The sequence below is a fragment of the Rhodoferax potami genome (assembly GCF_032193805.1).
Lineage (GTDB): Bacteria > Pseudomonadota > Gammaproteobacteria > Burkholderiales > Burkholderiaceae_C > Allorhodoferax > Allorhodoferax potami_A.
In genome coordinates this window covers 1,537,221-1,562,533 of record NZ_JAVBIK010000001.1, presented here as the reverse complement: position 1 = coordinate 1,562,533, position 25,313 = coordinate 1,537,221, and the positions used below count along the sequence as shown (strand labels likewise).

Annotated in this window: 23 protein-coding genes; 15 read left to right on the top strand and 8 right to left on the bottom strand. The window is 61.3% G+C overall.

Going from position 1 to position 25,313, the window contains the following annotated elements; translation table 11 throughout:
- Positions 1 to 22 precede the first annotated feature (22 nt).
- The 3 genes from queA to RAE19_RS07405 form a co-directional block, all read right to left on the bottom strand.
- On the bottom strand, positions 23 to 1,102 hold the full coding sequence (queA, locus tag RAE19_RS07415) for a tRNA preQ1(34) S-adenosylmethionine ribosyltransferase-isomerase QueA (protein WP_313874289.1): 1,080 nt from the start codon (positions 1,100 to 1,102) through the stop codon (positions 23 to 25).
- Between the two features lie 85 nt (positions 1,103 to 1,187).
- A complete protein-coding gene (locus RAE19_RS07410) occupies positions 1,188 to 1,802 on the bottom strand; it encodes a hypothetical protein (RefSeq protein ID WP_313874288.1) in 615 nt (204 codons plus the stop codon).
- 61 nt (positions 1,803 to 1,863) lie between these two features.
- Positions 1,864 to 2,847 carry a Bug family tripartite tricarboxylate transporter substrate binding protein gene (locus RAE19_RS07405; RefSeq protein WP_313874287.1) on the bottom strand — a complete coding sequence of 328 codons (984 nt, stop codon included), beginning with the start codon at positions 2,845 to 2,847 and terminating at the stop codon, positions 1,864 to 1,866.
- A 69-nt stretch (positions 2,848 to 2,916) separates the two neighbouring features.
- Here RAE19_RS07405 and recG point away from each other — a divergent pair, with 69 nt between their 5' ends.
- The 5 genes from recG (at position 2,917) to ubiA (ending at position 8,887) form a co-directional block, all read left to right on the top strand.
- Positions 2,917 to 5,019, top strand: coding sequence for an ATP-dependent DNA helicase RecG (gene recG / locus RAE19_RS07400; protein ID WP_313874286.1), 2,103 nt, complete (start codon positions 2,917 to 2,919; stop codon positions 5,017 to 5,019).
- Positions 5,020 to 5,057: 38 nt separating this feature from the next.
- Positions 5,058 to 6,011, top strand: a complete 954-nt coding sequence (locus RAE19_RS07395) for a hypothetical protein (RefSeq protein WP_313874285.1) — start codon at positions 5,058 to 5,060, stop codon at positions 6,009 to 6,011.
- Between the two features lie 25 nt (positions 6,012 to 6,036).
- Entirely contained in the window at positions 6,037 to 6,927 is an 891-nt protein-coding gene (locus RAE19_RS07390) for a DMT family transporter (RefSeq protein ID WP_313874284.1), read from the top strand.
- Positions 6,928 to 6,989: 62 nt separating this feature from the next.
- Positions 6,990 to 7,961: a LysR substrate-binding domain-containing protein gene (locus RAE19_RS07385; RefSeq protein WP_313874283.1), complete on the top strand. Its 972-nt coding sequence runs from the start codon at positions 6,990 to 6,992 to the stop codon at positions 7,959 to 7,961.
- A 68-nt stretch (positions 7,962 to 8,029) separates the two neighbouring features.
- Positions 8,030 to 8,887, top strand: a complete 858-nt coding sequence (gene ubiA / locus RAE19_RS07380; RefSeq protein WP_313874282.1) for a 4-hydroxybenzoate octaprenyltransferase — start codon at positions 8,030 to 8,032, stop codon at positions 8,885 to 8,887.
- Between the two features lie 55 nt (positions 8,888 to 8,942).
- On the opposite strand, the gene RAE19_RS07375 is transcribed toward ubiA, so the two are convergent.
- A complete protein-coding gene (locus RAE19_RS07375) occupies positions 8,943 to 9,260 on the bottom strand; it encodes a PsiF family protein (protein WP_313874281.1) in 318 nt (105 codons plus the stop codon).
- Positions 9,261 to 9,401: 141 nt separating this feature from the next.
- Between RAE19_RS07375 and argS the strand changes: the two genes are divergently transcribed.
- The 9 genes from argS (at position 9,402) to RAE19_RS07330 (ending at position 18,306) form a co-directional block, all read left to right on the top strand.
- Complete coding sequence (gene argS, locus RAE19_RS07370) at positions 9,402 to 11,099, top strand: arginine--tRNA ligase (RefSeq protein WP_313874280.1); 1,698 nt, start codon at positions 9,402 to 9,404, stop codon at positions 11,097 to 11,099.
- Between the two features lie 20 nt (positions 11,100 to 11,119).
- Positions 11,120 to 11,824: an SPOR domain-containing protein gene (locus RAE19_RS07365; RefSeq protein ID WP_313874279.1), complete on the top strand. Its 705-nt coding sequence runs from the start codon at positions 11,120 to 11,122 to the stop codon at positions 11,822 to 11,824.
- Positions 11,825 to 11,887: 63 nt separating this feature from the next.
- Positions 11,888 to 12,544, top strand: coding sequence for a thiol:disulfide interchange protein DsbA/DsbL (locus RAE19_RS07360; RefSeq protein ID WP_313874278.1), 657 nt, complete (start codon positions 11,888 to 11,890; stop codon positions 12,542 to 12,544).
- 91 nt (positions 12,545 to 12,635) lie between these two features.
- Positions 12,636 to 13,568 (top strand): exopolyphosphatase, encoded by a 933-nt coding sequence (locus RAE19_RS07355; protein ID WP_313874277.1) that lies wholly within the window; start codon positions 12,636 to 12,638, stop codon positions 13,566 to 13,568.
- Positions 13,569 to 13,642: 74 nt separating this feature from the next.
- Positions 13,643 to 14,251, top strand: coding sequence for a lipopolysaccharide transport periplasmic protein LptA (gene lptA, locus RAE19_RS07350; protein ID WP_313874276.1), 609 nt, complete (start codon positions 13,643 to 13,645; stop codon positions 14,249 to 14,251).
- On the top strand, positions 14,248 to 15,024 hold the full coding sequence (gene lptB / locus RAE19_RS07345; protein WP_313874275.1) for an LPS export ABC transporter ATP-binding protein: 777 nt from the start codon (positions 14,248 to 14,250) through the stop codon (positions 15,022 to 15,024). The genes lptA and lptB overlap by 4 nt, the downstream gene beginning before the upstream one ends.
- A complete protein-coding gene (gene rpoN / locus RAE19_RS07340; protein WP_313874274.1) occupies positions 15,025 to 16,626 on the top strand; it encodes an RNA polymerase factor sigma-54 in 1,602 nt (533 codons plus the stop codon). It abuts the gene before it with no gap.
- Positions 16,623 to 17,897 (top strand): THUMP domain-containing class I SAM-dependent RNA methyltransferase, encoded by a 1,275-nt coding sequence (locus RAE19_RS07335; RefSeq protein ID WP_313874273.1) that lies wholly within the window; start codon positions 16,623 to 16,625, stop codon positions 17,895 to 17,897. Before rpoN ends, RAE19_RS07335 begins: the two co-directional genes overlap by 4 nt.
- A 1-nt stretch (position 17,898) precedes the next feature.
- Positions 17,899 to 18,306: a putative toxin-antitoxin system toxin component, PIN family gene (locus RAE19_RS07330; protein ID WP_313874272.1), complete on the top strand. Its 408-nt coding sequence runs from the start codon at positions 17,899 to 17,901 to the stop codon at positions 18,304 to 18,306.
- 11 nt (positions 18,307 to 18,317) lie between these two features.
- Here RAE19_RS07330 and RAE19_RS07325 read toward each other — a convergent pair whose 3' ends face one another.
- Together RAE19_RS07325 and RAE19_RS07320 are read right to left on the bottom strand one after the other, a co-directional pair.
- Complete coding sequence (locus tag RAE19_RS07325; protein ID WP_313874271.1) at positions 18,318 to 21,095, bottom strand: sensor histidine kinase; 2,778 nt, start codon at positions 21,093 to 21,095, stop codon at positions 18,318 to 18,320.
- Positions 21,095 to 22,720, bottom strand: coding sequence for an FMN-binding glutamate synthase family protein (locus tag RAE19_RS07320; RefSeq protein WP_313874270.1), 1,626 nt, complete (start codon positions 22,718 to 22,720; stop codon positions 21,095 to 21,097). The genes RAE19_RS07325 and RAE19_RS07320 overlap by 1 nt, the downstream gene beginning before the upstream one ends.
- 55 nt (positions 22,721 to 22,775) lie before the next feature.
- Between RAE19_RS07320 and RAE19_RS07315 the strand changes: the two genes are divergently transcribed.
- The gene (locus tag RAE19_RS07315; protein ID WP_313874269.1) at positions 22,776 to 23,597 is read left to right on the top strand and encodes a UPF0149 family protein; all 822 of its coding nucleotides are present in this window, start codon (positions 22,776 to 22,778) and stop codon (positions 23,595 to 23,597) included.
- Positions 23,598 to 23,607: 10 nt separating this feature from the next.
- Here the strand turns inward: RAE19_RS07315 and RAE19_RS07310 are convergent, their stop codons facing one another.
- The gene (locus RAE19_RS07310) at positions 23,608 to 24,330 is read right to left on the bottom strand and encodes an SDR family NAD(P)-dependent oxidoreductase (RefSeq protein ID WP_313874268.1); all 723 of its coding nucleotides are present in this window, start codon (positions 24,328 to 24,330) and stop codon (positions 23,608 to 23,610) included.
- Positions 24,323 to 25,234, bottom strand: coding sequence for an alpha/beta fold hydrolase (locus tag RAE19_RS07305; RefSeq protein ID WP_313874267.1), 912 nt, complete (start codon positions 25,232 to 25,234; stop codon positions 24,323 to 24,325). The genes RAE19_RS07310 and RAE19_RS07305 overlap by 8 nt, the downstream gene beginning before the upstream one ends.
- Positions 25,235 to 25,313: the final 79 nt, after the last annotated feature.

Below are 25,313 nucleotides of genomic sequence, written 5' to 3'. Positions count from 1 at the left end.
CGCTTAATTGGCGCGTGGGTGCTTATCTTCGCGTCAGCAGCATGGAATCGCCATAGCTGAAGAAGCGGTAGCCGCGCGCAATCGCGTCGCGGTATAGGCCCATCACATGGTCATAGCCGGTGAAGGCGCTCACCAGCATCATCAGGCTGCTCTTGGGGAGGTGGAAGTTGGTGACCAGCACATCGACCAGCTTGAACTCAAAGCCGGGGGTGATGAAGATATTGGTGTCGCCACTGGCAATGCCGGTTTGGGCCCAGCTCTCTAGGGTGCGCACACTGGTGGTGCCCACCGCCACTATGCGCCCGCCACGTGCCTTGCAGGCAGCAATCGCTTCTTGCGTTTCGAGCGGCACGTTGTACCACTCGCTGTGCATCTGGTGCTCGGCGATGTTCTCGGTTTTGACCGGCTGAAAAGTGCCCGCGCCGACGTGAAGCGTCACATGCGCACGGTGTACGCCCATGGCATCGAGCTGCGCAAATACACCTTCGTCAAAGTGCAGGGCGGCCGTCGGTGCGGCCACTGCGCCGGGGTTCTTGGCAAACACCGTCTGGTAGCGCTGCACATCCTCCGGCGAGTCGCTGTGGGTGATGTAGGGCGGCAGGGGCACATGGCCGTGGCGCTCCATCAGGGTATAGGGGTCGTCGCCCCGGTCGTTGCTCAGCACAAAGCGGTAAATCGGCCCGTCCACATTCGGCCAGCGGCCGAGCAGGGTGGCGCACAGGCCGTCTTCCTGGCCGGGGGCACAGATCATCTTGATGGTGGCGCCCACCTCGGGCTTTTTGCTGACCCGCATGTGGGCTGCCACCTGGTTGCCGCCCAGCACGCGCTCGATCAGCAGTTCCACCTTGCCGCCGGTCGTTTTTTCCCCGAAGAGGCGGGCGTTGATGACCTTGGTGTCGTTGAACACCAGCAAGTCACCCGCACGCAGCAGGCCGGGCAGGTCCTTGAAGATGCGGTCTACTGAGGTATCGCCCGTGCCGTCCAGCAATCGGGAGCCACTGCGTTCTGTAGCGGGGTGTTGGGCAATCAGCGCTTCGGGGAGTTCAAAGTCGAAGTCGCTAAGGGTGAAGACGCGTTGCGCGTCAGAAGTAGGCAAAGACATGGTGCTTGAGGGCCGGACAGGCCCGTTCCAAGGTTGAAAGGCCGCTATTTTCCCATAGCGGTGCTTTTGCAGAATGCGGGGCGAATCAGGCCATCAGCTGTTGATACCGGGTTAAAGCGTCAGAGGTCAGCTGCACATAGGCGTTGGTATTGTTGGCAATGTGCGCTTGCATCCATCGCGCGCCTGCCTGCGGTTCGCTCACCCAGATTTTGTCTTTGCCAAAGCCTGGACGCAGGCTGGCCAAGGGCGTCCGGATCGATACGACGTCGGAAGGACCCCACAGATACGCCGGCGATGCCTCTCCGATCCAGGGGTATCCATTGGCTTCGGCGTAGATGTGGTTGTGCTCAAAAGTGAAGTCGACCAGCTCCACCGGAGCCGCGTCATCCGACTCGATCCAGCAGTGGTAGGCACCGCCCAGCGGGTTGCTGAATGCCTGCTCATCGGCCATCACAATGATCTGGTCATTGCCCGCATCTATAGCCGCCAAGCCCGCAACCGGGCGATAGTTGCGATCTAGCGCGATGCTCGCCACATTCGATCCCACCACCGCAAAGGCATGGCATAAGGAGTGGAAGTTGTGGGGGAACCAGTGGCACAGGCAATTGCGGACACTCAGGGCAATTGCAGACCGTATGCGCAGCGTGAGCAGCGAGGTTTCAGTCGGGCGCGCTTCGAGTTCCGGGTGAGCCATTTCCATGCCTCGATATCGGCAGGAAATGGCAGATCTGAAGCAGTTGCGTTTTGCGGCTTCTGCCGGACTATTCCACCTTGGCGCCGGAGGCCTGCACGATGCCCTTCCACTTGGCGTAGTCCGTTTTCAGCAGGTTGCCGAATTGCTCGGACTTCATGGCCTGAGGCTCTGCACCTTGGGCGTGGATGGCGGCCTTGAATTCAGCGGTGGCGAGCAGCTCATTGACCTTGCTGTTCACCAAGGTGACCACGTTGGCGGGCGTGCCGGCGGGCATGAAAAGGCCGTACCAGGTGCTCACATCAAAGTCTTTGTAGCCGGACTCGGCCACGGTGGGCACATCGGGCAGCGAGGTGCTGCGGGCGGCAGAGGTCACTGCCAAGGCGCGCAATTTGCCCGCCTTGATCTGGGCAATCGCCGAGGGTACGGAGGACACCAACAAATCCACATTACCGGCCAGTGCGTCCATCAGCGCTGGATTGGAGCCTTTGTAGGGGATGTGGCGGATATCGACCTTGGCGGCCTTTTCGAACAGGTTGCCCGCGAGGTGAATGGTGGTGCCGTTACCGGGCGAGCCGTAGGTGATGGTGTCGGGCGCGGCTTTGGCAGCTGCGACCACGTCTGCCAATGTCTTGAACTTGGAGTTGGCGGCGGTGGCAATCACCACCGGCGTGTAGGCCACGTGGGCCACGGGCACCAGGTCTTTGGTCGGGTCCCAGGGCAGGTTGCCGTAGAGCCAAGGGGCCACTACCAAGTTGTCTTTCTGGCCCATAACCATGTCATACCCCGTGGGCGCGGCCTTGATGGCTTCGGCAATGCCGATAGTTCCGCCGGCGCCGGCCTTGTTGTCAGGCACCACGGTCCACTGGAAGTTTTCGGTCAGCTTGCTTGCGACCAGGCGGGAGAGGATGTCGGTGCCGCCTCCTGGCGGGAAGGGAATAACCAAGCGAATAGGCTTGGACGGGTAGGCCGCGGTTTGGGCGTAAACGGGGGCGCTGACAGCGCTGCCCAGCAGGGTGGCCACGACGGCCAGCGGTGCAATCCATTGTTTCATGTGGTCTCCTCGGTGACTGAGCCTGCGCTGGCAGGCAAACACCCCAGTGTAGTGCGGCACAATGCGCCCATGCCTGAAGTCAAGCCCAAAACCGAGTCGCAAAAAGCCCTCGAAAAGCTGGGCCTGCGCCGGGATATCGACCTCGCCTTGCACCTGCCCCTGCGTTACGAAGACGAAACCCGCATCGTCAAACTCAGTGACGTGCGCGACAGCTACCCTGTCCAGATTGAAGCCACGGTCACCCACCAGGAGGTGACGTACCGGCCGCGCCGCCAGCTCATCGTGACGGTGGACGATGGCACCGACACTTGCACCCTGCGTTTCTTCAGTTTCTATGGCTCACAGCAAAAGGCGCTCGCGGTAGGCAACACGGTGCGGGTGCGCGGCGAAGTCAAGGGGGGCTTTCTGGGGCGCACCATGTTGCACCCCAGCTTCAAGGCAGCCGGTGGCGATCTGCCGACGGCGCTCACCCCGGTGTACCCCACGGTGGCTGGTTTGCCCCAGGCCTACCTGCGCAAGGCGGTGCTCTCCGGCTTGGCGCGGGCCGATTTGAGCGACACCTTCGCGCCCGGAGACCTAGAGTGGCTGCAGCATCGTCAGCATCAAAACCACCAGCAGCCCTTGTGGACACTGCGTGACGCGCTACAGTTTTTGCACCACCCCACGCCGGATGTGTCGATCGACACCCTGATGGACCACAGCCACCCGGCCTGGCAACGACTCAAGGCCGAGGAACTGTTGGCCCAGCAACTCAGCCAGCTGCAAAGCCGGCGCGAGCGAGCGGCGCTCAAGGCCCCGCAGCTCCAAGCGGTGGAGGGCGGCACGCTGCATGCCCGGCTGCTGGCGGCGTTGCCCTTTGGCCTGACGAATGCGCAACAACGCGTGGGCGAAGAAATTGCCAAGGACATGGCACGCCGCATCCCCATGCACCGTTTGTTGCAGGGCGATGTCGGTGCCGGCAAAACCGTGGTGGCAGCGCTGGCTGCCGCTATCTGCATGGATGCGGGTTGGCAGTGTGCCCTGATGGCGCCCACCGAAATTTTGGCCGAACAACACTTCCGCAAGCTGCTGGCTTGGCTGGAGCCCTTGGGCATCACCACCGCCTGGCTCACCGGCACCCAAAAGGCCAAAGAGCGCAGGGCCATGCTGGCCTTGATCGAGAGCGGCGAAGCCCAGTTGGTGGTGGGCACCCACGCCATCATCCAGGACAAGGTGAAGTTCAAGAACCTGGCCCTGGCCATCATCGACGAGCAACACCGCTTTGGCGTGGCGCAACGCTTGGCCCTGCGCAACAAGCTGCACCATGAGGATATGGAACCTCATTTGCTGATGATGACGGCGACGCCTATACCGCGCACGCTGGCGATGAGCTACTACGCGGACCTCGATGTATCCACCCTCGATGAGCTGCCGCCCGGGCGCACGCCCATCGTCACCAAGGTGGTGAACGATGCGCGGCGCGATGAGGTGATTGAGCGCATCCGCGCCCAGATCAGCCAGGGCCGGCAGGTGTATTGGGTGTGCCCGCTGATTGAAGAGAGCGAGGCACTGGACTTGAGCAACGCCACCCAGACCCACGCCGATCTGGCCGAGGCTCTGCAGGGTGCTATCCGTGCCGACGGCCAGCCGGTGCTGATCGGGCTACTGCACTCGCGCATGCATGTGGATGACAAAAAGGCCGTCATGGGCGCCTTCACCGCGGGGCTGATGTCGGTGCTGGTGAGCACCACGGTCATTGAAGTGGGTGTGGATGTGCCCAATGCCTCGCTGATGGTGATTGAACATGCCGAGCGTTTCGGCCTAAGCCAACTGCACCAGTTGCGCGGGCGGGTGGGGCGGGGCGCTGCGGCATCGGCTTGTGTGCTGCTGTACTCCACCGGCGATGCGCCGCGGCTGGGCGAAGCGGCGCGGGAGCGGCTGAAGGCCATGGCCGAGACCAATGACGGGTTTGAAATTGCCCGGCGTGACTTGGAGATCCGCGGCCCCGGTGAGTTTTTGGGCGCCCGCCAAAGCGGCGAGGCCATGCTGCGCTTTGCGGATCTTTCGGTCGATGTGGATTTGCTGGAGTGGGCCAAAGCCGAGGCGCCCATGCTGCTCGATACCTACCCGCATTTGGCGGCGAAGCATGTGGCACGCTGGTTGGGTGGCAAGGCTGAGTTTCTCAAGGCCTGATCGGGCCTAGTGTCATCGTGGCCCGTTAACATCGCTGCATGAGCGGACAAATGGATTGGATCTTGTGGAGTGTGGGGGCGATCTTCGTGCTGTCGATCGCGGCTTACCTCTATGCCGAGTTACAGGCCTTTTGGATGCGCACTGCGGTCACCAAAATCCCCGGAGGCCAGCGCTTTGAGGCCCATGAGTTCAGCGTCGACATGCTGCGTCGTGCAGGCAAGATACGGGTCAAAGCGCGCAAAGCCACCTACCACCAGAAGGCGCGCGAAGGCCAGGCTGAGATGGAAAAACAGGGCGCGCTGGATGTGACCTTTGATGCGCTGGGCCTGCGCATCGAACTCGCTCGCATGGTGCGCACCCTGAGCAATCCCAAGCCGGGTCAGGAAGCCACTGAGCCCTCTGGCTGGCACAGCCTAGCATTTCTGGCATCCGAAGAAGATGCTGAGCTGCGCCTGGCGCCCTTGCCCAGCAAGGTTGCGGACGAATTTGTCACCTTTGCCAAGCAAATCCAGCTGTGGGTAGAGCGCTTGGAGCACCAGCGCCAAGCGCGCCTGGATGCGGAAGAAGCGGCCAAGCGCGAGGCCGAAGAGGCTGCTGCGGCCAAAGCGGCCCTCAAGGCCAAAGGCAAAGTCAACGCCATGACCCCCGATGAGCAAATCGCCCAGTGGCGGCGTGTAGCGGGTTTTACCGGGACCACCAGTGAAGTGGGTCTGGATGGCAAAGGTGGGATTGAGTGGTTTATTGACCTCGACGCGACAGGCCGCATTACCTTGCATTCCGGCAAGCAGACGGCCCACACGACGCTGCGGGGTGCCACGGTGACCTCTTTGGGCGGCGAGCTCGAAATCAATGTGCTGGACGCCGAGGGGCACCCGGACCCCCACTCCTTCCGGGTGCTGAAGAATACGCCGCCCGATGTACGCCGCGCCTGGAAAGAGCGCATGGAAATTCTGCGCGACAGCCTCAAGAAAATGGTGCCCGCCACGACCTGACGTCGGTGGGCTGATTTCACACCCTATGGTTCAAACAATGGTCAGGCGCTGGCAAGCGCTGCAGGGCAATACCCGTGGGGTTTTGCTGGTCGTCATGGCGATGCTGTGCTGGTCTGTGCTGGACGCCTGCAACAAGCAACTCATGGCCCAAGGGCTGGTGCCCAAGCAGGTGCTGTTTTTGCAAGCGTCCATCGTCTTGTGCATGCTGATGCCCGTATGGGTGGCGACAAAGGGGCGGGTGGTGCGCAGTCGAAAGCCCCTGATCCATGTGCTGCGGGCGGGCTTCATCGTCACCTCAGCCTGGTGCGCGGCCTATGCGGTCTCGCATTTGCCGCTCGCGGAGGCGAGTGCCTTTTTGATGACCGGCTCTCTCTTCATGTTGCCCTTGGGGGTGTTCTTTTTGGGAGAGAAACCGCATTGGCTGCGCTGGACTGGCGTGGCCGTGGGCTTCGGAGGGGTGCTGGTGATTTTGCAGCCGGGCGCGGGTGCTTTTCATCCGGCGGCATTGGTGGCTTTGCTGGGCGCGCTCATGGAATCGATGCTGGGCATCGTCTTGAAAAAATACTCCGGCACCGAGCACCCGATCGCGGTGCTGACCTGGAGCCAGGTGGCATGTTGGCTCACGTTCGGGCTGTTTACCGGCTTTGCACTTCCCGCAGTGCCTGCGAATTTGTGGCCCTTGTTGCCGGTGGTGGGCATGGCCGCGGCGGGGATTTACCTCGGTTATTTTTTCGCCTACCGAGCGGGCGATGCGTCGGCGGTGGAGGCGGGTAGCTTTTCCTTGCTGTTGTTCAGCCCGGCGCTGGGCGCGGTATTTTTTGCGGAGACGCCGGACGCTGCGTTTTGGAGCGGCGCGGGTCTCTTGGTCTGCGGTATTGCGCTGGTCATCATCGAGCCCAAGGGCCATGCCCATTGAAAGGCGGCATTGATTCAGGCTATCGGCCGTGGCATCATGGTTGACGATTAGGAGGCGACGGTATGACGCTGACAGAACTGAAATACATTGTGGCGGTGGCCCGTGAGCGGCACTTCGGCAAGGCAGCGGACGCCTGCTTTGTCTCGCAGCCCACGCTTTCCGTGGCGGTCAAAAAGCTCGAAGAGGAGCTGGACTGTAAGCTGTTTGAGCGCAGCGCCAACGAGGTGACGGTGACCCCGCTCGGCGAAGAAATTATCCGGCAGGCCCAGAGTGTGCTGGAGCAGGCGGCCAACATCAAAGACATCGCCAAGCGTGGCAAAGACCCCTTGGCTGGTCCCCTCAAGTTGGGGGTGATTTACACGATAGCGCCTTACCTCCTGCCGGCTTTGGTGCGGCAAGTCATCACCAAGAGCCCCCAAATGCCGCTGGTGCTACAAGAGAACTTCACGGTGAAGCTGCTCGAAATGCTCCGCACTGGAGAGATCGACTGCGCCATTCTGGCCGAGCCTTTTCCGGATACTGGCCTGGCGCTCGCGCCGCTGTATGACGAGCCCTTCTATGCGGCGGTACCTGCAGGGCACGCACTCGCCAAGCAAAGCTCGGTCACGGCGGAGCAACTCAAAAGCGAAACCATGTTGCTGCTGGGCAATGGCCACTGCTTCCGTGACCACGTGTTGGAGGTCTGCCCCGAGTTCGCGCGTTTTTCCAGCGATGCTGAGGGTATCCGCAAAAGTTTTGAGGGCTCCTCGCTGGAGACCATCAAGCACATGGTGGCTGCCGGCATGGGGATGACACTGGTGCCCCGCATGAGCGTGCCCAAAGAGGCGCTGGAGCCCAAAAAACGAGGTGCAGAGCCCGGGTTCGTCAAATACCTGCCGGTCCAGGATGCCAAGCCCGATGGCAGCCCGCTACCGCCGCCCATGCGCCGCGTGGTGCTGGCCTGGCGCCGCAGCTTTACCCGGTACGAGGCCATCGCCGCTTTGCGCAATGCCATCTACAGTTGTGAGCTGCCGGGTGTGACCCGTTTGTCTTGAATTGAATAAAAACGGCTGTTTGCCCAGGTTTTAAATGGGCCAGTAGCTATCAAAATCATCGTAATTCCGTGCGCGCGAAACTCTCTCTCTATCTAGACCTGATCCGCTGGAACCGGCCTGCCGGCTGGCTGCTTCTCTTGTGGCCGACCTTGTCTGCCTTGTGGTTGGCCCAAGGTGGGTTTCCGGGTTGGCATTTGGTGGTGGTGTTCACCTTGGGCACCATCTTGATGCGCAGTGCCGGCTGCTGCGTGAACGACGTGGCGGACCGGGAGTTTGACAAGCACGTCAAGCGCACCGCCCAGCGCCCGGTGACCAGTGGCCGTATTTCGAGCCGCGAGGCCCTGGCGGTAGGCGGTGTGCTGGCCGCAGCCGCTTTCGGCTTGGTGCTGACGACCAATGCCGTGACGATTGCATGGTCCTTCGCCGCGCTGGCGGTGGCCTTGGTCTACCCCTATGCCAAGCGCTATGTCTCCATGCCGCAGGCGGTGTTGGGCGTGGCGTTCAGCTTTGGCATACCCATGGCCTACGCAGCCGTGAGGGGCGACATTCCGTGGCAGGCGTGGGCGCTGTTGGTGGGGAACCTGTTTTGGGTGTTGGCCTATGACACCGAGTACGCCATGGTCGACCGGGACGACGACCTGCGCATCGGCATGAAAACCTCTGCCATCACCCTGGGGCGCTGGGATGTGCCCGCTGTGATGGCGTTTTATGTGGCCTATCTGGCCCTCTGGTCGTGGTTGGTGCTGCCCGGGCTTGATGCTGCTTGGGGGTGGTGGCTGGGGGTTGCCGGGGCCGCGGTGCAAGTGGTTTGGCATGGCACGCTGATCCGAGATCGATCCCGGGAAGGCTGTTTCAAAGCCTTCCGATTGAACCACTGGGTGGGTTTTTCAGTGTTTGTGGGTGTGTTGCTCAGCGTCGGGCCATAAAAAAAGGCCCGGGCAGTGATGCCGCCGGGCCTTGGATGTAGCGATGCCGGGTGGCTTACTTGGCGCTCAGGCACTCGCTCATGAACTTCTTGCGGTCATCGCCCTTGAGGTCTTTGGTCTTGGCGTCCGCATTACAGGTCTTCATTTTGTTTTGCTGGGCGGTTTTGCCGCCTTCAGCTGCGGCGGGCTTGGCGCTCAGGCAGTCTTTCATGAAGGCTTTGCGTTCATCGCCTTTGAGGTCTTTGGTCTTGGCATCGGCATTGCAGGTCTTCATCTTGCTTTGCTGGGCTGTTGGAGCCTTTTCGTCGGCAGCATGCGCGCCGCCCACTGCCAGAGCCAAACCCAAAGCGATATAAGAAATCAGTTGCTTCATGTGGTGTCCCGTAAAAAAGGCAGCGCAGCTGCCGTTGCAGAAATCCCTCAATGGGAGCCGTCAGCATACAGCCAGCCCATGACCACAGGGGCGGACAAAGTCACAGAAATCACAGTTTTTCCAGGCCCGTAAAATCTGCGCATGCTTACTGTTAAACACGAACTTCTGCAGGCGCTGGCCGCCTGCCTGGAAAAACTTTCTCCCGGAGCCGGCCCCAAGGCCGCCTTCGAGTCGCCCAAGGTGGCGGCCCATGGCGATTTCGCCACCACGGCGGCCATGCAATTGGCCAAGCCGCTCAAGATGAACCCGCGCCAGCTCGCCGAAACGCTGCGCACGGAGCTGCTGGCCACTCCGGTGTACCAACAGTGGGTGCAAGACGTTGAAATTGCCGGCCCCGGCTTTATCAACATTCGCCTCAAGCCCGCTGCAAAGCAAGAAGTGGTGCGCGAAGTGCTGGGCCAAGGCTTGCGCTTTGGCTACCAGGCGGACAGCGGCAAGCCGGTGTTGGTGGAGTTTGTGTCGGCCAACCCCACCGGTCCGCTGCACGTGGGCCACGGCCGCCAGGCGGCGCTGGGCGACGCTATCTGCAACCTGTTTGCCACCCAAGGCTACAAGGTGCACCGCGAGTTTTATTACAACGACGCCGGCGTGCAAATCGAAACGCTCACCAAGAGCACCCAACTGCGCGCCAAGGGCTTCAAGCCGGGCGACACCTGCTGGCCCACCGACCCCGACAACCCGGAGAGCAAGGCGTTTTACAACGGCGATTACATCCAGGAAATTGCCAACGATTTTCTGGCCTGTGCGACCGTCAAGGCCGACGACCGCGAGTTCACCGCCAATGGCGATGTAGAGGATTACGACAACATCCGCCAGTTTGCAGTGGCCTACTTGCGTAACGAGCAAGACAAAGACCTGCAGGCCTTCAATCTGCACTTTGACCAGTACTACCTTGAGTCCAGCCTGTACACCAGCGGCCGTGTCGAAGCGGCAGTGAACAAGCTGGTGTCCAACGGCAAAACTTATGAACAAGACGGCGCGCTGTGGCTCAAGAGCACTGACTACGGTGACGACAAAGACCGCGTCATGCGCAAGAAGGATGGCACCTACACCTACTTCGTGCCCGATGTGGCGTACCACATTGCCAAGTGGGAGCGTGGCTTCAGCAAAGTGGTGAACATCCAGGGCACCGACCACCACGGCACGATTGCCCGGGTGCGCGCCGGGCTGCAAGCGGCCGATGTAGGCATTCCCCAAGGCTACCCCGACTACGTGTTGCACACTATGGTGCGCGTGGTCAAGGGCGGTGAAGAGGTCAAGATCAGCAAGCGCGCGGGCAGCTATGTGACGCTGCGCGACCTGATTGAGTGGACCAGCAAAGACGCAGTGCGCTTCTTCCTGCTGAGCCGCAAGCCGGACACCGAATACACCTTCGATGTGGATTTGGCAGTGGCCAAAAACAACGACAACCCTGTTTACTACGTGCAGTACGCCCACGCACGCATTTGCTCGGTGCTGGCGAGCTGGGGTGGCGATGTGGCCCTGCTCAAGGGGGTTGACCTGTCAGCCCTCGAGAGCCCGCAAGCCCAGGCCCTGATGCTGCTGTTGGCCAAGTTCCCTGAAATGCTGACCGCCGCTACTGAGGGCGAGGCGCCGCATGACGTGACTTTCTACCTGCGCGAATTGGCGGCCAGCTACCACAGCTACTACGATGCCGAGCGCATTCTGGTGGATGACGAGGCGGTCAAACTCGCGCGCCTGGCGCTGGTCGCTGCGACTGCACAGGTGCTGCACAATGGCCTGGCGGTGCTGGGCGTGAGCGCTCCGCAGAAGATGTAATTTCTCTGAGAAAGCAAGGCATGAAGAACGAGCGTGGCGGAACTCTGGTCGGGTTCATCGTAGGCGTGGTGGTGGGCTTGGGCGCAGCGCTGGCGGTGGCGGTTTACGTCACCAAGGTGCCTGTGCCTTTTATGAACAAGAGCAACAGCCGCAGCGCCGACCAGGATGCTGCCGAGACCCAGAAAAACAAAAACTGGGACCCGAATGCGCCGATGTACGGCAAAAACCCGGCCGGAGCTGTGCCTGCTACCAGCGTGCCGGGACTTGCCGCTTCGAGCCCGAGTGCGCCGAGCAAAGTTACCGAAGCGAAGCCGGCAGTAACTGACGCAAAAACGGATGCCAAATCCGAAGCAAAGTCAGAGGCTAAGTCGGATACCAAGGCCGACGCCAAAACAGCCGGCAAGCCGGATGCCAAAGCAGACCCCAAAGCCTCTGCCGATCCTTTGGGTGATCTGGCAAAGGCCAAGGTGGCAGCCTCAGAGTCGGAGGTGTTCTCTTTCTGGGTGCAGGTGGGCTCGTTCCGTACTGCCGAGGATGCAGAAAGCCAGCGTGCCAAGCTTTCGTTGAGCGGTATTGAAACCAAAATTTCTGAGCGCGAGCTATCGGGCAAACCGGTGTTCCGGGTCCGGGTCGGTCCTTTCGAGAAGAAAGAGGATGCGGACAAGGCCAAGGAAAAGATGGACAAAGCCGGTTTGGAAACAGCGCTGGTGCGCGTGCAGCGCTGAGCCAGAGCGGGAACTTTGGGCGCGGTGCTTGCTCACACAGCGCCTCTATGGAGTCTTTTTGATATGAAACGTCGTGCATTTACCCATGTCGCTGCTGGCGCCGCCTTGAGCGCCGCCGGAACCTGGTTTTCTTTGGCCCAAGCCCAAGCGAAAAAGCCAGAGGCCGGTACCGACTATCAGGTGGTAGATCCCCGCGCGCCGGTCGAGGCGCCCGCAGGAAAGATCGAGGTGGTGGAGTTCTTTTGGTACAACTGCCCGCACTGCAACGCGTTTGAGCCGGCATTGCAGGCTTGGACCAAAAATCTTCCCAAAGATGTGTCGTTCCGCCGTGCGCCGATTGCTTTCCAGGAAAGCTTTGTTCCCCAGCAGCGCTTGTTTTACACACTCGAGGCCATGGGCCTGGTGCCCAAACTCCACGCCAAAGTGTTTGCCGCCATCCATGTGGAAAAGCAAAACCTGGCGCGGCCCGAGGCCATCGTGGAGTGGATCAGCCAACAGGGCGTGAACCGGGAGCAGTTTGTGGCCCAGTACAACTCATTCACAGTAGCGACCAAGGCCGGCAAGGCACTGCAGTTGCAAAACGCCTACAAGGTGGAAGGCGTGCCGGCCCTCGGTGTGGCGGGGCGTTTTTATACCGACGGCTCTATGGCCGGTAACATGCAGCGGGCCTTGCAAGTGGTCGATACATTGATCGCCGACCAGCGCGCAGGACGCGGCTAATACCCCAGCCCTGCACTAGGCAAACCTGTGGCGCTTGGCCTCAGGTGCGGGGCTAGAATGAATTTTTATTTACCCTTGAGGAGTCTGTCGTATGTCTAGCCAGAAGTTCCGTTTGGTCACCCGTAGCGATTTCGATGGCTTGGTGTGCGCCGTTCTCCTCAACGAGTTGGACTTGATTGACGACATCAAGTTCGTCCACCCCAAGGACATGCAGGACGGCAAGATCGAGGTCTCTGACCGCGATATCACGACCAATCTGCCCTATGTGCCGGGCGTTCACTTGGCGTTTGATCACCACGAGTCTGAGACGCTGCGCAACACCGGCGAGCGGCCCAATCACATCATCCTCCCGCATGCCGATTCGGCGGCCCGCGTGGTCTATGACCACTACGGTGGCGCCAGCCGCTTTCCGGCACGCTTCTACGACATGATGGAGGCGGTGGACAAAGGCGACTCTGCCCGCTTCAGCCACGATGAAATCATGAATCCCACAGGCTGGGTGCTGCTGAATTACCTGATGGATTCGCGCACCGGCCTCGGCCGATTCCGCGAGTTCCGGGTCAGCAATTACCAGCTGATGATGGACTTGATCCAGTACTGCCGTCACCACGGTATCGAGCAGATCCTGCAGCTGCCGGACGTGGTCGAGCGGGTCGAGCTCTATTTTGAGCATGCGGCCAAAGCCAAGGAGCAGCTCTTGCGCTGCTCTACCGTGCACGGCAATCTGCTGGTGCTGGACTTGCGCAATGAGGACATCATTTACGCAGTCAACCGGTTCATGGTGTACGCCTTGTTCCCGGACACCAATATTTCCATCCACGTGTTGTGGGGTCTGCAAAAACAAAACACCGTGTTTGCGACCGGTAAATCGATCACCAACCGCAGCTCCAAAACCCATGTTGGCGAATTGATGCTGAGCTACGGCGGCGGCGGTCATGCCAATGCCGGCACCTGCCAAGTGGATAACGCCCAAGCTGCCGAAGTGCTGCAAGCACTGATCCACAAAATTAACGCAGACGGCTGAGTACGGCGGGGGCAGGAGCCGTGAAGTGCTCGGTACAATGAGCCGAGCGCTCTTCGAGCAAGTTTCGTGCCCCTATGAAAAAAATTGTGTTGTCCCTGTCGGTTCTGCTGGTCTTGTCGGGCCTTGTGGGCAGCGTTCGCGCCGAAAAAGCGGACCGCAATAAGCCCATGAATGTGGAGTCCGATGCTTTGCGTTACGACGACCTCAAACAAGTCAGCATCTTCACGGGCAATGTCATCCTCACCAAGGGGAGCATCCTGATCCGCGGGAGCCAGATCGAGGTTCGCCAGGACCCCGAGGGCTACCAATTCGGCTTGGTGACCGGCTCACCGGACAAGCAGGCCTTTTTTCGCCAGAAGCGCGACGGCATCGATGAATACATCGAGGGCGAAGGCGATACGATCGAATACGACGGCAAAGCCGACACCGTGCGCTTCATCAAAAAAGCCCAGATGCGCCGTTTGCGCGGCGCAACGCTGGCGGACGAGGTAACCGGTGCGGTCATCCTCTATGAGAACCTGACCGACCGTTTCACAGTCGATGGTGCGCCCAAGACAGCCGCAGCCCCTGCAGGGCGGGTGCGTGCCATGTTGACACCCAAGCCCGAGCGGGGCACTGCGGCGTCGGCGGCCAGTGGTGCTGAACTCAAAGTTACGCCCCAAATCGAGAAGGTCGGCCAGTGAACGACCTCGTCAAAGACACCCCGGACAGCAGTGCCGGGCGGCTCGAAGCCCGCCATCTGCAAAAGTACTATGGCAAGCGCCAGGTCGTGAAAGATGTGTCGCTGGCGGTTCGCACCGGTGAGGTAGTAGGTTTGCTGGGCCCCAATGGCGCGGGTAAAACCACCTCGTTTTACATGATCGTGGGTTTGCTGCGAGCCAGTGCGGGCGACATCACCATCGACGGCCAAAGCATCGAGCACATGCCGATTCACCGCCGTGCCCGTCTCGGCTTGGGCTACTTGCCGCAAGAAGCCTCCATCTTCCGCAAGCTCAATGTGGAAGACAACGTGCGCGCCGTGCTGGAGCTGCAGCGCGACGATGCCGGAGCGCCTTTGAAGTCCGATGAAATCGAACGCCGGCTGACCGATTTGCTGCAAGAACTCCGGGTGGAGCATTTGCGGGAATCGCCCTCGCTTGCCTTGTCCGGAGGGGAGCGGCGCCGTGTGGAAATCGCCCGGGCATTGGCGACCCGGCCCCGCTTTATCTTGCTGGATGAGCCTTTTGCGGGTATCGACCCGATCGCGGTGATTGAGATCCAACGCATCATCAACTTCCTGAAGGCCCGCGGTATCGGCGTGCTGATCACCGACCACAACGTGCGTGAGACATTGGGCATTTGCGACCACGCGTACATCATCAGTGACGGGCATGTGCTGGCAGAGGGTACGCCCTCAGAGATCGTGAATAACGCCGATGTGCGCCGGGTGTACCTCGGTGAACATTTCAAGATGTAGATGAAACAAGGTCTCTCGCTCCGAGTTTCGCAGCACCTGGCACTCACGCCCCAGCTGCAACAATCCATTCGCCTGTTGCAGCTCTCCACCCTGGAGCTCAGCCAGGAAGTGGAGCAAATGCTGGATGAAAACCCGTTTCTGGAGTTGACCGAAGAGCGTGCCGAGCGCGAGGACTTCGGGCTCGATACGGTCGATGCCACAGTGAGCGAGGGCGATCGATTGAGCGAGCAAGAGCCTGATTTTGCTATCAATTCTGTAGCTGAATACGCAAGTAGTACCAGCGCTAGCGGCTCCAATGAGGAAGAATCCTCCCCCTTGTCTAGTAGCGACGAACCCAGCTGGGAGGGCGACGGAACGACCGAAATGACCCCGGACGATGGCGAATGGGGCGTTGACGCGAAGGCCAAAGCCAACAACCTCGACGACGACGAGCAGAAAGACGCCACCGAACTGGCGCGCTCGGGCGAGTCATTGCAGATTTTTTTGCACCGCCAGGCGGCGGGCCTGCGCCTGAGCCCTGAGGATGCAGCGGCCCTGCGGTTCTTGATCGAGTCCCTGAACGACGACGGTTACCTTGAAGAGCCGCTGGCGGAATTGGCCCAAAGCCTGCACCCCGGTGACGAAGAGCAGCTCCACGAACTGGTGCACCACTTCACCGTCGCACGGGGCTTGTTGCACAGCCTGGAGCCGGTGGGGGTAGGCGCGCGTGACTTGGGCGAGTGCTTGCGCCTGCAGATCCAGGCCCTGTTGCAAACCGCGGATGACGATGGCGAATGGGCCCGTATCGAGGTGTTGCAGGTTGCGTTGGCGATTTGCCAACAGCCCATGGAGTTGTTGGCCCGCCGGGACATCAAGCGTCTGGTGCAAGCCGGCGTCGGGAGCGACGCGCTGGTGCGTGAAGCCATTGCCCTGATTGCCCGCCTGGAGCCCAAGCCCGGCCGCCGTTTTGTGGATGTCGAGCGCAACATCGTGGTGCCCGATGTGCTGGTCGTGCCGATCGGCAGAGTGGGTGGCGCCGCCAAGTTTCGGGTGCAGCTCAACCCCGATGTGATGCCGCGGCTCAAAGTCCACGACATCTATGCCAATGTGCTGCGCAACCACAAAGCCAGCTCCAGCCATGCCGGGCTGCAGCAGCGATTGCAGGAAGCACGCTGGTTCATCAAAAACATCCAGCAGCGCTTCGACACGATTTTGCGGGTCAGCACCGCCATCGTCGAGCGACAAAAGAATTTCTTCACCCACGGTGAGCTGGCCATGCGCCCTCTGGTGCTCCGTGAAATTGCTGACGAGCTGGGCCTGCACGAGTCCACCATCAGCCGCGTCACGACCGCCAAGTACATGGCCACGCCGTTCGGCACCTTTGAGCTGAAATACTTTTTCGGCTCCGGCCTGGGCACCGAGAGCGGTGGCAATGCGTCCAGCACCGCGGTGCGGGCGCTGATCAAGCAATTTATTGCCTCCGAGAGCCCTAAAAAGCCCTTGAGCGATAACCAGATTTCCGACATGCTCAAAGAGCAGGGCATTGAATGCGCCCGGCGCACCGTGGCCAAATACCGCGAGGGGCTGAAGATTGCCCCCGCCTCACTCCGCAAAGCGCTATGAACCAATTGACTCTTTTTCTCCCCTGCGCTGCTGGCGTGGAGGACTTTCTTGCCCCCGAAATTTTGCAGATCACCGGTCTGCCCCCTGGCTGTATCACCAAGCAACGCGGCGGCGTAGCCGTGCGCACCGGGTTTGAGCATGCGATGCTGCTCAACCTCTACAGCCGCCTGGCCCAACGGGTGCTGGTCTTGGTGTCGTACACCGAGTACCGCAGCGAGCAGGACTTGTACCGTGCCGCCATGCAAGTGGCCTGGGAGCGCTGGTTCACGCCGCGCGAAAGCATCAAGGTCGAGGTCACGGCGCAGCACAGCCCCTTGACCTCGTTGAACTTTGCCGCGCTGAAGGTGAAAGACGCAGTCTGCGACCGCTTCCGCGAAGTGGCGGGCGGCGTGCGCCCGGATGTGAACACCCAGTGGCCAGATGTACGCATCTTCGCCCACCTGACCACCGACAGCTGTTCGCTCTATATCGACACCTCGGGTGAGCCCCTATTCAAGCGCGGCTGGCGCGAAGACAAGGGCGATGCGCCGCTCAAAGAAACCCTCGCCGCCGCCATGATCGCCGCTAGCGGCTGGGCCTCGGGCGACGCCGATTTGCTGCCCCTCTATGACCCCTGCTGCGGCAGCGGCACGGTGGTCATTGAAGCGGCCCAAATTGCCTGCAATATCGCAGCAGGCTCGCTGCGCCGCTTCGCGTTTGAGAAGTTCAAGCCCTTCCGCTCGGAAGAGTGGGCTGCTATGAAAAAAGAAGCTGCTGACGCCGTCGTGAAGCCGGAGCCAGGCCAAAAAGCCTTGATCTACGGCAGCGATGTGTCCTTCCGGATGGTTGACTTTGCCGAGCGCAATGCGCAGCGCGCGGGTGTGGCTGATGTGATCGAGTTCCGCGGCGGCGATGCTTTGCAGCGCATGCCTCCTATTAATGTGAGCGACACCGGGGGTGGCGTCATGCTGATCAACCCACCGTATGGCGAGCGTATCGGTATCAGCGGCGTGGCGGGTGAGGGTGAAGGCGCCCGTTATGGCGCGCGTGAGCTGGCGGAGACCGATGAGGGCGTGGACTTTTTCAACCAGCTGGCTAGCCACTGGAAGAAAAATTACAGCGGCTGGACCGCCTGGATGCTCACCCCCGACCTCAAGCTGCCCAGCAAAATGCGCCTCAAAGAGTCGCGCCGGGTACCGATGTGGAACGGTCCGCTGGAGTGCCGCTTGTTCAAGTTCGACATGGTCAAGGGCCGGCTTGCCAAGCCCGGTACACCGGCTCCCGATGCCTGAGATGGCGCCGGGCATTGTGCTCGACACCAACATCGTCCTTGACCTGTTGGTGTTCAAAGACCCGCTGACCCAGCCCTTGCAGGCCGCATTGAGCACAGGCGCGCTGCGGTGGATTGCGACTCCCGCCATGCGGGACGAGCTGGAGCGGGTGCTGGCCTACCCCCAAATCGCCAAACGTCTGGCGTTTTATGCCCTGCTGCCCGAGGCGGTGCTGGCTGCGCGCGATGCGCTGGTACACACCGTGGCGGTGGCCGACAAGGCCCCGGTGACCTGCAAGGACCCGGATGACCAGCGCTTTATCGACCTCGCGGTCGCGCACCGGTGCACCGTGCTCAGCAAGGACCAGGCGGTACTTTGTATGGAAAAAAGGCTGCTAGCCCTCGGTGCGCATGCGCGTGTTGCTATTTAAAGCATAGCAACTCAGAATCCGGGCTGGCTGACACCTTTGGCCAAAGGGTTGGTGGCTACGTCCGGCGCAGTGCGCGGGATCGTGATGTCCACCCAGGTGCCCTCGCCAGGCGGGCTTTGCACCTGGATGCGCCCTCCAAGAACATTGCTCACCAGGTTGTAGACAAGGTACATCCCAAGCCCGCTGCCGCCCTTGCCAAGTTTGGTGGTGTAAAACGGCTCAAAAATGTGTGCCAAGTTGGCCGCGGGAATGCCGCAGCCGTTGTCCCGGTAGTGCAGCAGGATCTGCTCACCCTGCGACTCAGCCCGAATCACCATTGCGCCGGCCACATCGGCTGCAAACGCGTGGTGGACCGAGTTGGCCAACAGATTGGTCATGATTTGTTCCAACGGGCCGGGGTAGCTGTCGAGTTCCAGGTCAGGCGGGATATCGAGTGTGACGGTGTGGCCCTTTCCTTTGAATAGCGGCTGTGTGGTGTGCAAAATTTCTTGCATGACCTCCAGCAACGAGAAATGGCGCCTGCGCGAGCTGGTCTGGTCCACCGCTACTTCTTTGAAGTCGCTGATCAGCTTGGCTGCACGGCCGGCGTTGCGCTCGATCAACACGCTGGCTTCTTGCAGGCGGAGTGCGCCTTTTTCAACATCGCCCCGCCGTGCACTGCCAGAGAGCAGCTTTTGGGAAAACGAGGCCGCATCTTCGGTCAAGGTGCTTGCGACCGCCAAGACGTTGCCGATAGGCGTGTTGAGCTCATGGGCCATGCCAGCCACCAGGCTGCCGAGTGCGGCGAGCTTTTCACTTTGCAGCAGCTGACCCATGGCGCGCTGCAGCTCTGCATTGCGGGTCTCCACCCGGGCTTCAAGTTCACGGTTCAGGGTCTCCAGATCGGTTTGGATGAGCTTGAGCGGCGTGATGTCGATCATGGTTTCAATCGCACCGGTGATCCTGCCATCTGCGTCACGCAGCGGCGATGCGCAGAAGCGGCCCCACATGCCCTGTGTCTGGTCCGCATTCGTGAAATAGCCTTCGCCCTCCAGCGCGCCGGGCACATGGGTGCTGGCTCGCAGGTTGTCGCCAAAGAAACGGGTGATGTCATCGGCCTTGGTACCGTCGACCAGCACATCCAGCAGGCAGGGGCGTTTGGAAGGGTAGATGCCGCGCCAACTGTCGGTAGTGCCCACCACGTCTTGCGCTTTGACGCCGGTCAGGCGCGTCATTTGCGGGTTCCAGAAAGTCACGCGGTGCTGGGCGTCAATGGCAAACACAGCCACCGGGAGGTTTTCGTAAATCTGCCGGATGCGGTGTTCCATCTCTTGCGCCAACGACTCGGCCCGCTTGCGGTCGGTGATATCACGCAGGTTGATGACCGCACGGTTCGACGTGCCCACCTGCAGTTCGATCGCAGAGACCTCGGCCCAGAACACGCTGCCGTCTTTGCGGCGGAGCTGGGCCTCAGTCGCCTGTGTCGGGGTCAAAGGGGCAGCCCCCGCCTCCACGCGCAAATCTTTGAACTGCAGTTGCCGTGCCTCGATGGCGGTGTAGCCGAACATGCCCAGAAACCGCGGGTTGACCTCTACCGTGTGCCCAGCGGGAAGCGCTTGGATCAGGATCCCGTCCGGGCTGTGGTCAAACAAGTCGCGGTAGTTTTTCTCGCTTTGCTGCAGTGCGCGCGCTGCGATCTGGCGGCTGCGAATGCCGTACAGCAGCAAGCCAATGATGATCAGCAGACTCCCGAACAAGGCGGCCAGCCAGACCAAGTAAGGGCGCAAGTCTTCGAGCGGGTTAGGCGGTGGGTTGAGCACCACCACATCAGGCGGCAGCAGGTCCGGGTCTATGCCCCAGCGCTGGAGTTGCGGGTAGTCAAACGTGGCCTGCACCGGGGCTGCTTTCATCGGCAGGGGTTGGGGGGCGCTGCCGCTGATGAGCTGCTTCGCCAGTTCCCCCATGGCCTGCCCTTGGGCGAGCCCCGACACCAGAAAACCACCCAGAATCCCGGGCCGCATGGCGACATCGCGGGTTACCGCGACCGGCGCTCGCGACGCGCTGGCCCAAAGGTCTGCAGCCTCCTCGTGGCTAAAGAGGGCGCCGTTGGCATCCCGGTTGAATGGCAGTGCAAACACCAGGTCCTGCGGCCCCAGTTGTGCCAAGCGCGCTTGCACCGCGGCGGCGGGTATGTCGGTCAGGTATTCCACCTCCAGCCGTGGCTGCGCGGCCAAGCCTTCGCGCAGAGTCTCGACTTGGGCTAGGCTGGTACGGCTTTGGTCGTGTACCACCACGATGCGCCGGGTGGCGGGGAGCATTCGGAGGACCACCATGAGGCTGCTGCCCACGTTCACGTCGTCAAACACGCCACCGATGCGGGTTTCGCGAGCCAATGCTTCCGAGCGGCTGATCGCCACGCCAGAGAACAACACCGGCACTTGCGGATAGTGACGTTTGCGGAGTTGCAAAGCCAGGTCCAGGGCATCATCGTCCGAGGCCAGAATCAAGGCCGGAGCAGAGGCCCCGATCTTGCTCATCAAGACCGCCTCTACCAGGCGGAAATGCTTGTCGCTCGGCGCGACGCGCTTGGTGTCGAGGTACTCGATTTGCAGGTCAATCGGTGGCGCGACCCCCTCCAGGGCCGTGCGCACACCGGCGAGTTGTGCATCGCTCCACGCCATGCCCGGGTGGTACGAAACCAGCATCAGCACCCGTGTGCCGTCTCCGGCCAGCGCCGGAGATGCGACGCACCAGAGCCATGCCATCAGCCATAGAACCCGCTTGTAAAACGCTGCCCGCTGGAACTGCATTATTCGGGGCGGAGCGCAAAACTGTGGGCCTGTGCCCGGGGCCAGGTTTGGCGGTAGATCAAGGGCAAGCTGGCCACCGATTCGCCTAGCAAGGCGCCGTTGGGCAACTGGGTCAGGATGAACTGTGCCAGCGAGCGGACCTTGTTGTCGCTGCGGCGCACGATGTGATGGGCGGTGATTTCGTTCGGGTGGTACACCCCCACGGCTTGCACCATTTCCTTGAGCGCAAACAAGGTCTGTTGGTGGAAGTTGTAGACCCGATCCGCCTTGTCAGGCACGACCAGGCTTTGCTGTCGCAACGGGTCTTGGGTGGTCACGCCCGTGGGGCAGTGGCCCGTGTGGCAGTGTTGGGCCTGGATGCAACCCAAGGCAAACATGAAGCCCCGCGCGCTGTTGCACCAGTCGGCCCCCAGCGCCATGTAGCGGGCCACATCAAATGCGCTCACCACTTTGCCGGCCACCCCGATTTTTACGCGATCCCGCAGGCCCACGCCCCGCAAGGTGTTGTGTACCAGCAGCAGGCCCTCTTGCACCGGAGCGCCCACGTGGTCAGTGAATTCGAGGGGTGCGGCTCCCGTGCCGCCCTCGGCACCATCCACCACAATAAAGTCCGGGGTGATGCCGGTTTCCAACATGGCTTTGACCATCGCAAACCACTCCCACGGATGGCCGATACACAGCTTCATGCCGGTCGGCTTGCCGCCCGAGAGGTCGCGCAAGCGGGCAATGAATTGCATCATTTCGATCGGGGTGGAGAACGCGCTGTGCGAGGCCGGCGAAATGCAGTCCACCCCGACCGGTACGCCGCGTGCCTGTGCAATCTCAGGGGTGACTTTGGGGCCCGGCAACATGCCGCCATGGCCCGGCTTGGCCCCTTGGCTGAGTTTGAGCTCAATCATTTTGACCTGCGGGTCGCGGGCGTTGTCTGCGAATTTGTCGGCGTTGAAACTGCCGTCGTCATTGCGGCAGCCGAAGTAGCCTGACGCGACCTCCCAGATCAAGTCGCCACCATGCACCCGGTGGTGGGTTGATATCGAGCCTTCGCCCGTGTCGTGGGCAAAGTTGCCCCGCTTGGCGCCTTTATTGAGCGCGAGGATGGCATTGGCACTCAGCGACCCGAAGCTCATGGCCGAAATGTTGAACACGCTGGCTGAATAGGGTTGGGCGCTGTGCTCGCCGATGGTGATGCGGAAATCGTGCGAGGCGATTTTGGTGGGCGACACCGAGTGGTTGACCCACTCGTAGCCATCGGCATGGACATCCAACTGGGTGCCAAAGGGCCGCTTGTCTGGGTCCCCTTTAGCCCGCTGGTACACCAGTGAACGCTGAGATCTTGAGAACGGCGTGGCCTCGTTGTCGCTCTCGATAAAGTACTGGCGTATCTCGGGCCGCACAAACTCGAGGATGAAGCGCAGATGACCGATGATGGGGTAGTTGCGCAGGATAGATCGTTTGGTCTGGCGCAGGTCGTACACCCCCACGCCGACCAGCAAGCCGGTGATCAGCAATGAGCCGAAGCCCACACCGAACACCAACACGCTGAAGACGCTCAGCAGCAATGCGAAAACACTGAGCCCCAGCACGGTGTAGCGAATCGGGAAAACGGCATTCAGGGTATTGAGCATGGCATGGCACTCCTTCGGAGAGACAATACCAGCCTGCACTCTCTTTGCACAGCTTATGACCACCAATACACCGACCGAATCCGCAACTGATCTGGAAATGTCCCAGGGCTACAGCCTGAGCCCCGAGGAATTTGATGAAATTGACACCATCCTGGACGATCTGCGGACCCGCCATGACGAAATTCCCCAATGGGAATTCTGCGAAGGCTTTATGGCCGCGCTCGTGGTTTGCCGTCGCCCGATTGCGGCTGATGAATATTTCCCGGTGCTCCTCGATATGGAAGTCCCGGCCCCCGGCGAGGCCGGTGGATTTACGGATGCCGCTCAAGCCGCGCGTTTCATGGCCCTCTGGACCCGCCGCTGGGACGATGTTGTGCGCGGTTTGGGTGTGGAAATCAACGGCCTGGATGACGAAAACGCCTACCACCCGGAGGTGATGGATGTCCGCGGTGCGGTCGCCTCTTTGCCGGAGGAAGACCGCGCGAAGATGGAGGGCGAAGACTTGCCCTCATTCGGACAGGTCTGGGCCTTGGGCTTCATGTTCGCCGTGGAATCCTGGCCGGAAGAGTGGGCCGCCCCGCGCGACAAAGAGGCGGAAAAGTGGCTGGACGCCTCTTTGCAAGCCATCGTCGCGCTCACCGAAGACGACACCGACGAACCCACGATTTCGGTGTTTGACGACAACGGCCCGGCCAGTGTGAGCCAGCGCCGCATCAATGACTTTTCAGATGCCGTGTGGGCGGTCTACGACCTGCGCGAACTATGGCGCAATTTCGGCCCCCGTGTCGAGACCGTGCGCAAGGAAGCTGAACCCGGCCGCAACGACCCTTGCCATTGCGGCAGCGGCAAAAAGTACAAGAAGTGCCACGGCGCTTAAGCCAGCTAGGTCACCACGGCAACTCTGTGCCATCGTGATTGATGAATCCGCCGCTCTGCTCCGGCTGCAGGTGGTGGATCACTGCCAGCAGGCGTTCGGCGGCGGCGTCTGGTGTGCGCACATCCAGTCCGGTTTTTGCAAACGGGGTGGACAGGCCGGTGTCTACCGTGCCTGGGTGCAGGGCGACACACACCGCATGCGGGTGGCGGCGCTTTAACTCAATGGCTGCGGTGTGCACCAGTTGGTTTAGTGCCGCTTTGCTCGCGCGGTAGCTGTACCACCCGCCCAGCCGGTTATCGCCGATGCTGCCCACCTTGGCTGATAAGGTGACGAAAGCCGTTTTCCCTTCGCGGGTCAACAGCGGCAAAAAGTGCTTCATGAGCAGCGCCGGCCCGATGGCATTGATGGCGAAACTGTGCGCCATGTGCGCGGGGTCGAGCTGTTGCCAGCTTTTCTCCGGGCTCCAGGTGTCGTTGTGCAGAAAACCGGTCGCATCCAGCACCAGCCGAACGGGTAGACCGGCGGCTTGAATAGCCTGTGCCGATGTCCGGATGCTGTCTTCATCCAGCAGGTCCAACGCTGGCGTCGTGTGGCGCCCCAAGCCCCAGACTGTTTCAAACTGGCCAGAAGCTTCCAGGCTGCGCAACAGCGCAGCGCCGATACCGCCGCCGGCGCCAATGACGATGGCGCTGCCACCATGGGGCAAATGGGTGATTCCGGTGCCCTCACCCATGGAAGAACTCCTTCAAATAGCGCGCAGTGAGCTCGGGAAGCTCTTCGGGGATGAAGTGGCCTGCGGACATGGCTGCGCCGGTGACTGTCGCTGCACATTGGGCCTGCCACAGTGCCAGCGGATCAAACAGGCGGTTCACCACGCCCCGCTCGCCCCACAACACGAGGGTGTTGCAGGCAATGCGCCCGGCTCCGTTCGGCAGTGCCCGGCTGGCGCGGTCGTGTTCGAGGTCTATGCCTGCGCTGGCCCGGTAGTCCTCGCACATGCTGTGCACCGTGCCCGGCAGCAAAAAACAGCGCTCGTATTCCGCCATGGCCTGCGGCTCAATGAAGGCGGTGCCGGTGCCGCCCCAGCCGCCCAGCTTGGTGTGCAGATAGGGCAGGGGCGCGCCCAGGATCATGGTCTCGGGCAAAGGTGTGGGCTGAATCAGGTGGAACCAGTGGTAATACGCACTGGCATAGGCAAAGTCGGTGGCGGCGTACATGTCTAGCGTGGGGGCGATGTCGATCACGCACAGGCCTTGCACCCGTTCCGGGTGGTCCACTGCGAGCCGGTGGGCGACGCGCCCGCCCCGGTCATGCCCGCAGATGCCGAAGCGGGCGATGCCCAGCGCATCCATCACGGCCACCACATCGGCGGCCAGTGCGCGTTTGCTGTAGTTGCTGTGGTCCGTAAGGCCGGTGGGTTTGCTGGAGTCACCGTAGCCGCGCAAATCCGGCATGACCAGGTAGAAGTCCTGGGCCAGCTGCTGTGCCACCCGGTGCCACAGCACATGGGTTTGCGGGAAGCCATGCAAGAGCAAAAGCGCGGGCCTGTCCCCCTGCGCGTCCTGGGGTACCCGGGCGTGGATGCGCACTCCGTGGACCTCGAAATCGCGTTGCTCGAAACCATCAAACCAGGACATGTGTGTCTCCATGCGTGTGCAAAACCGGGGTCTAAGGCTAAGTGATTTGTAAAACAGGGCTTGTCCCTCGTGCAATAGC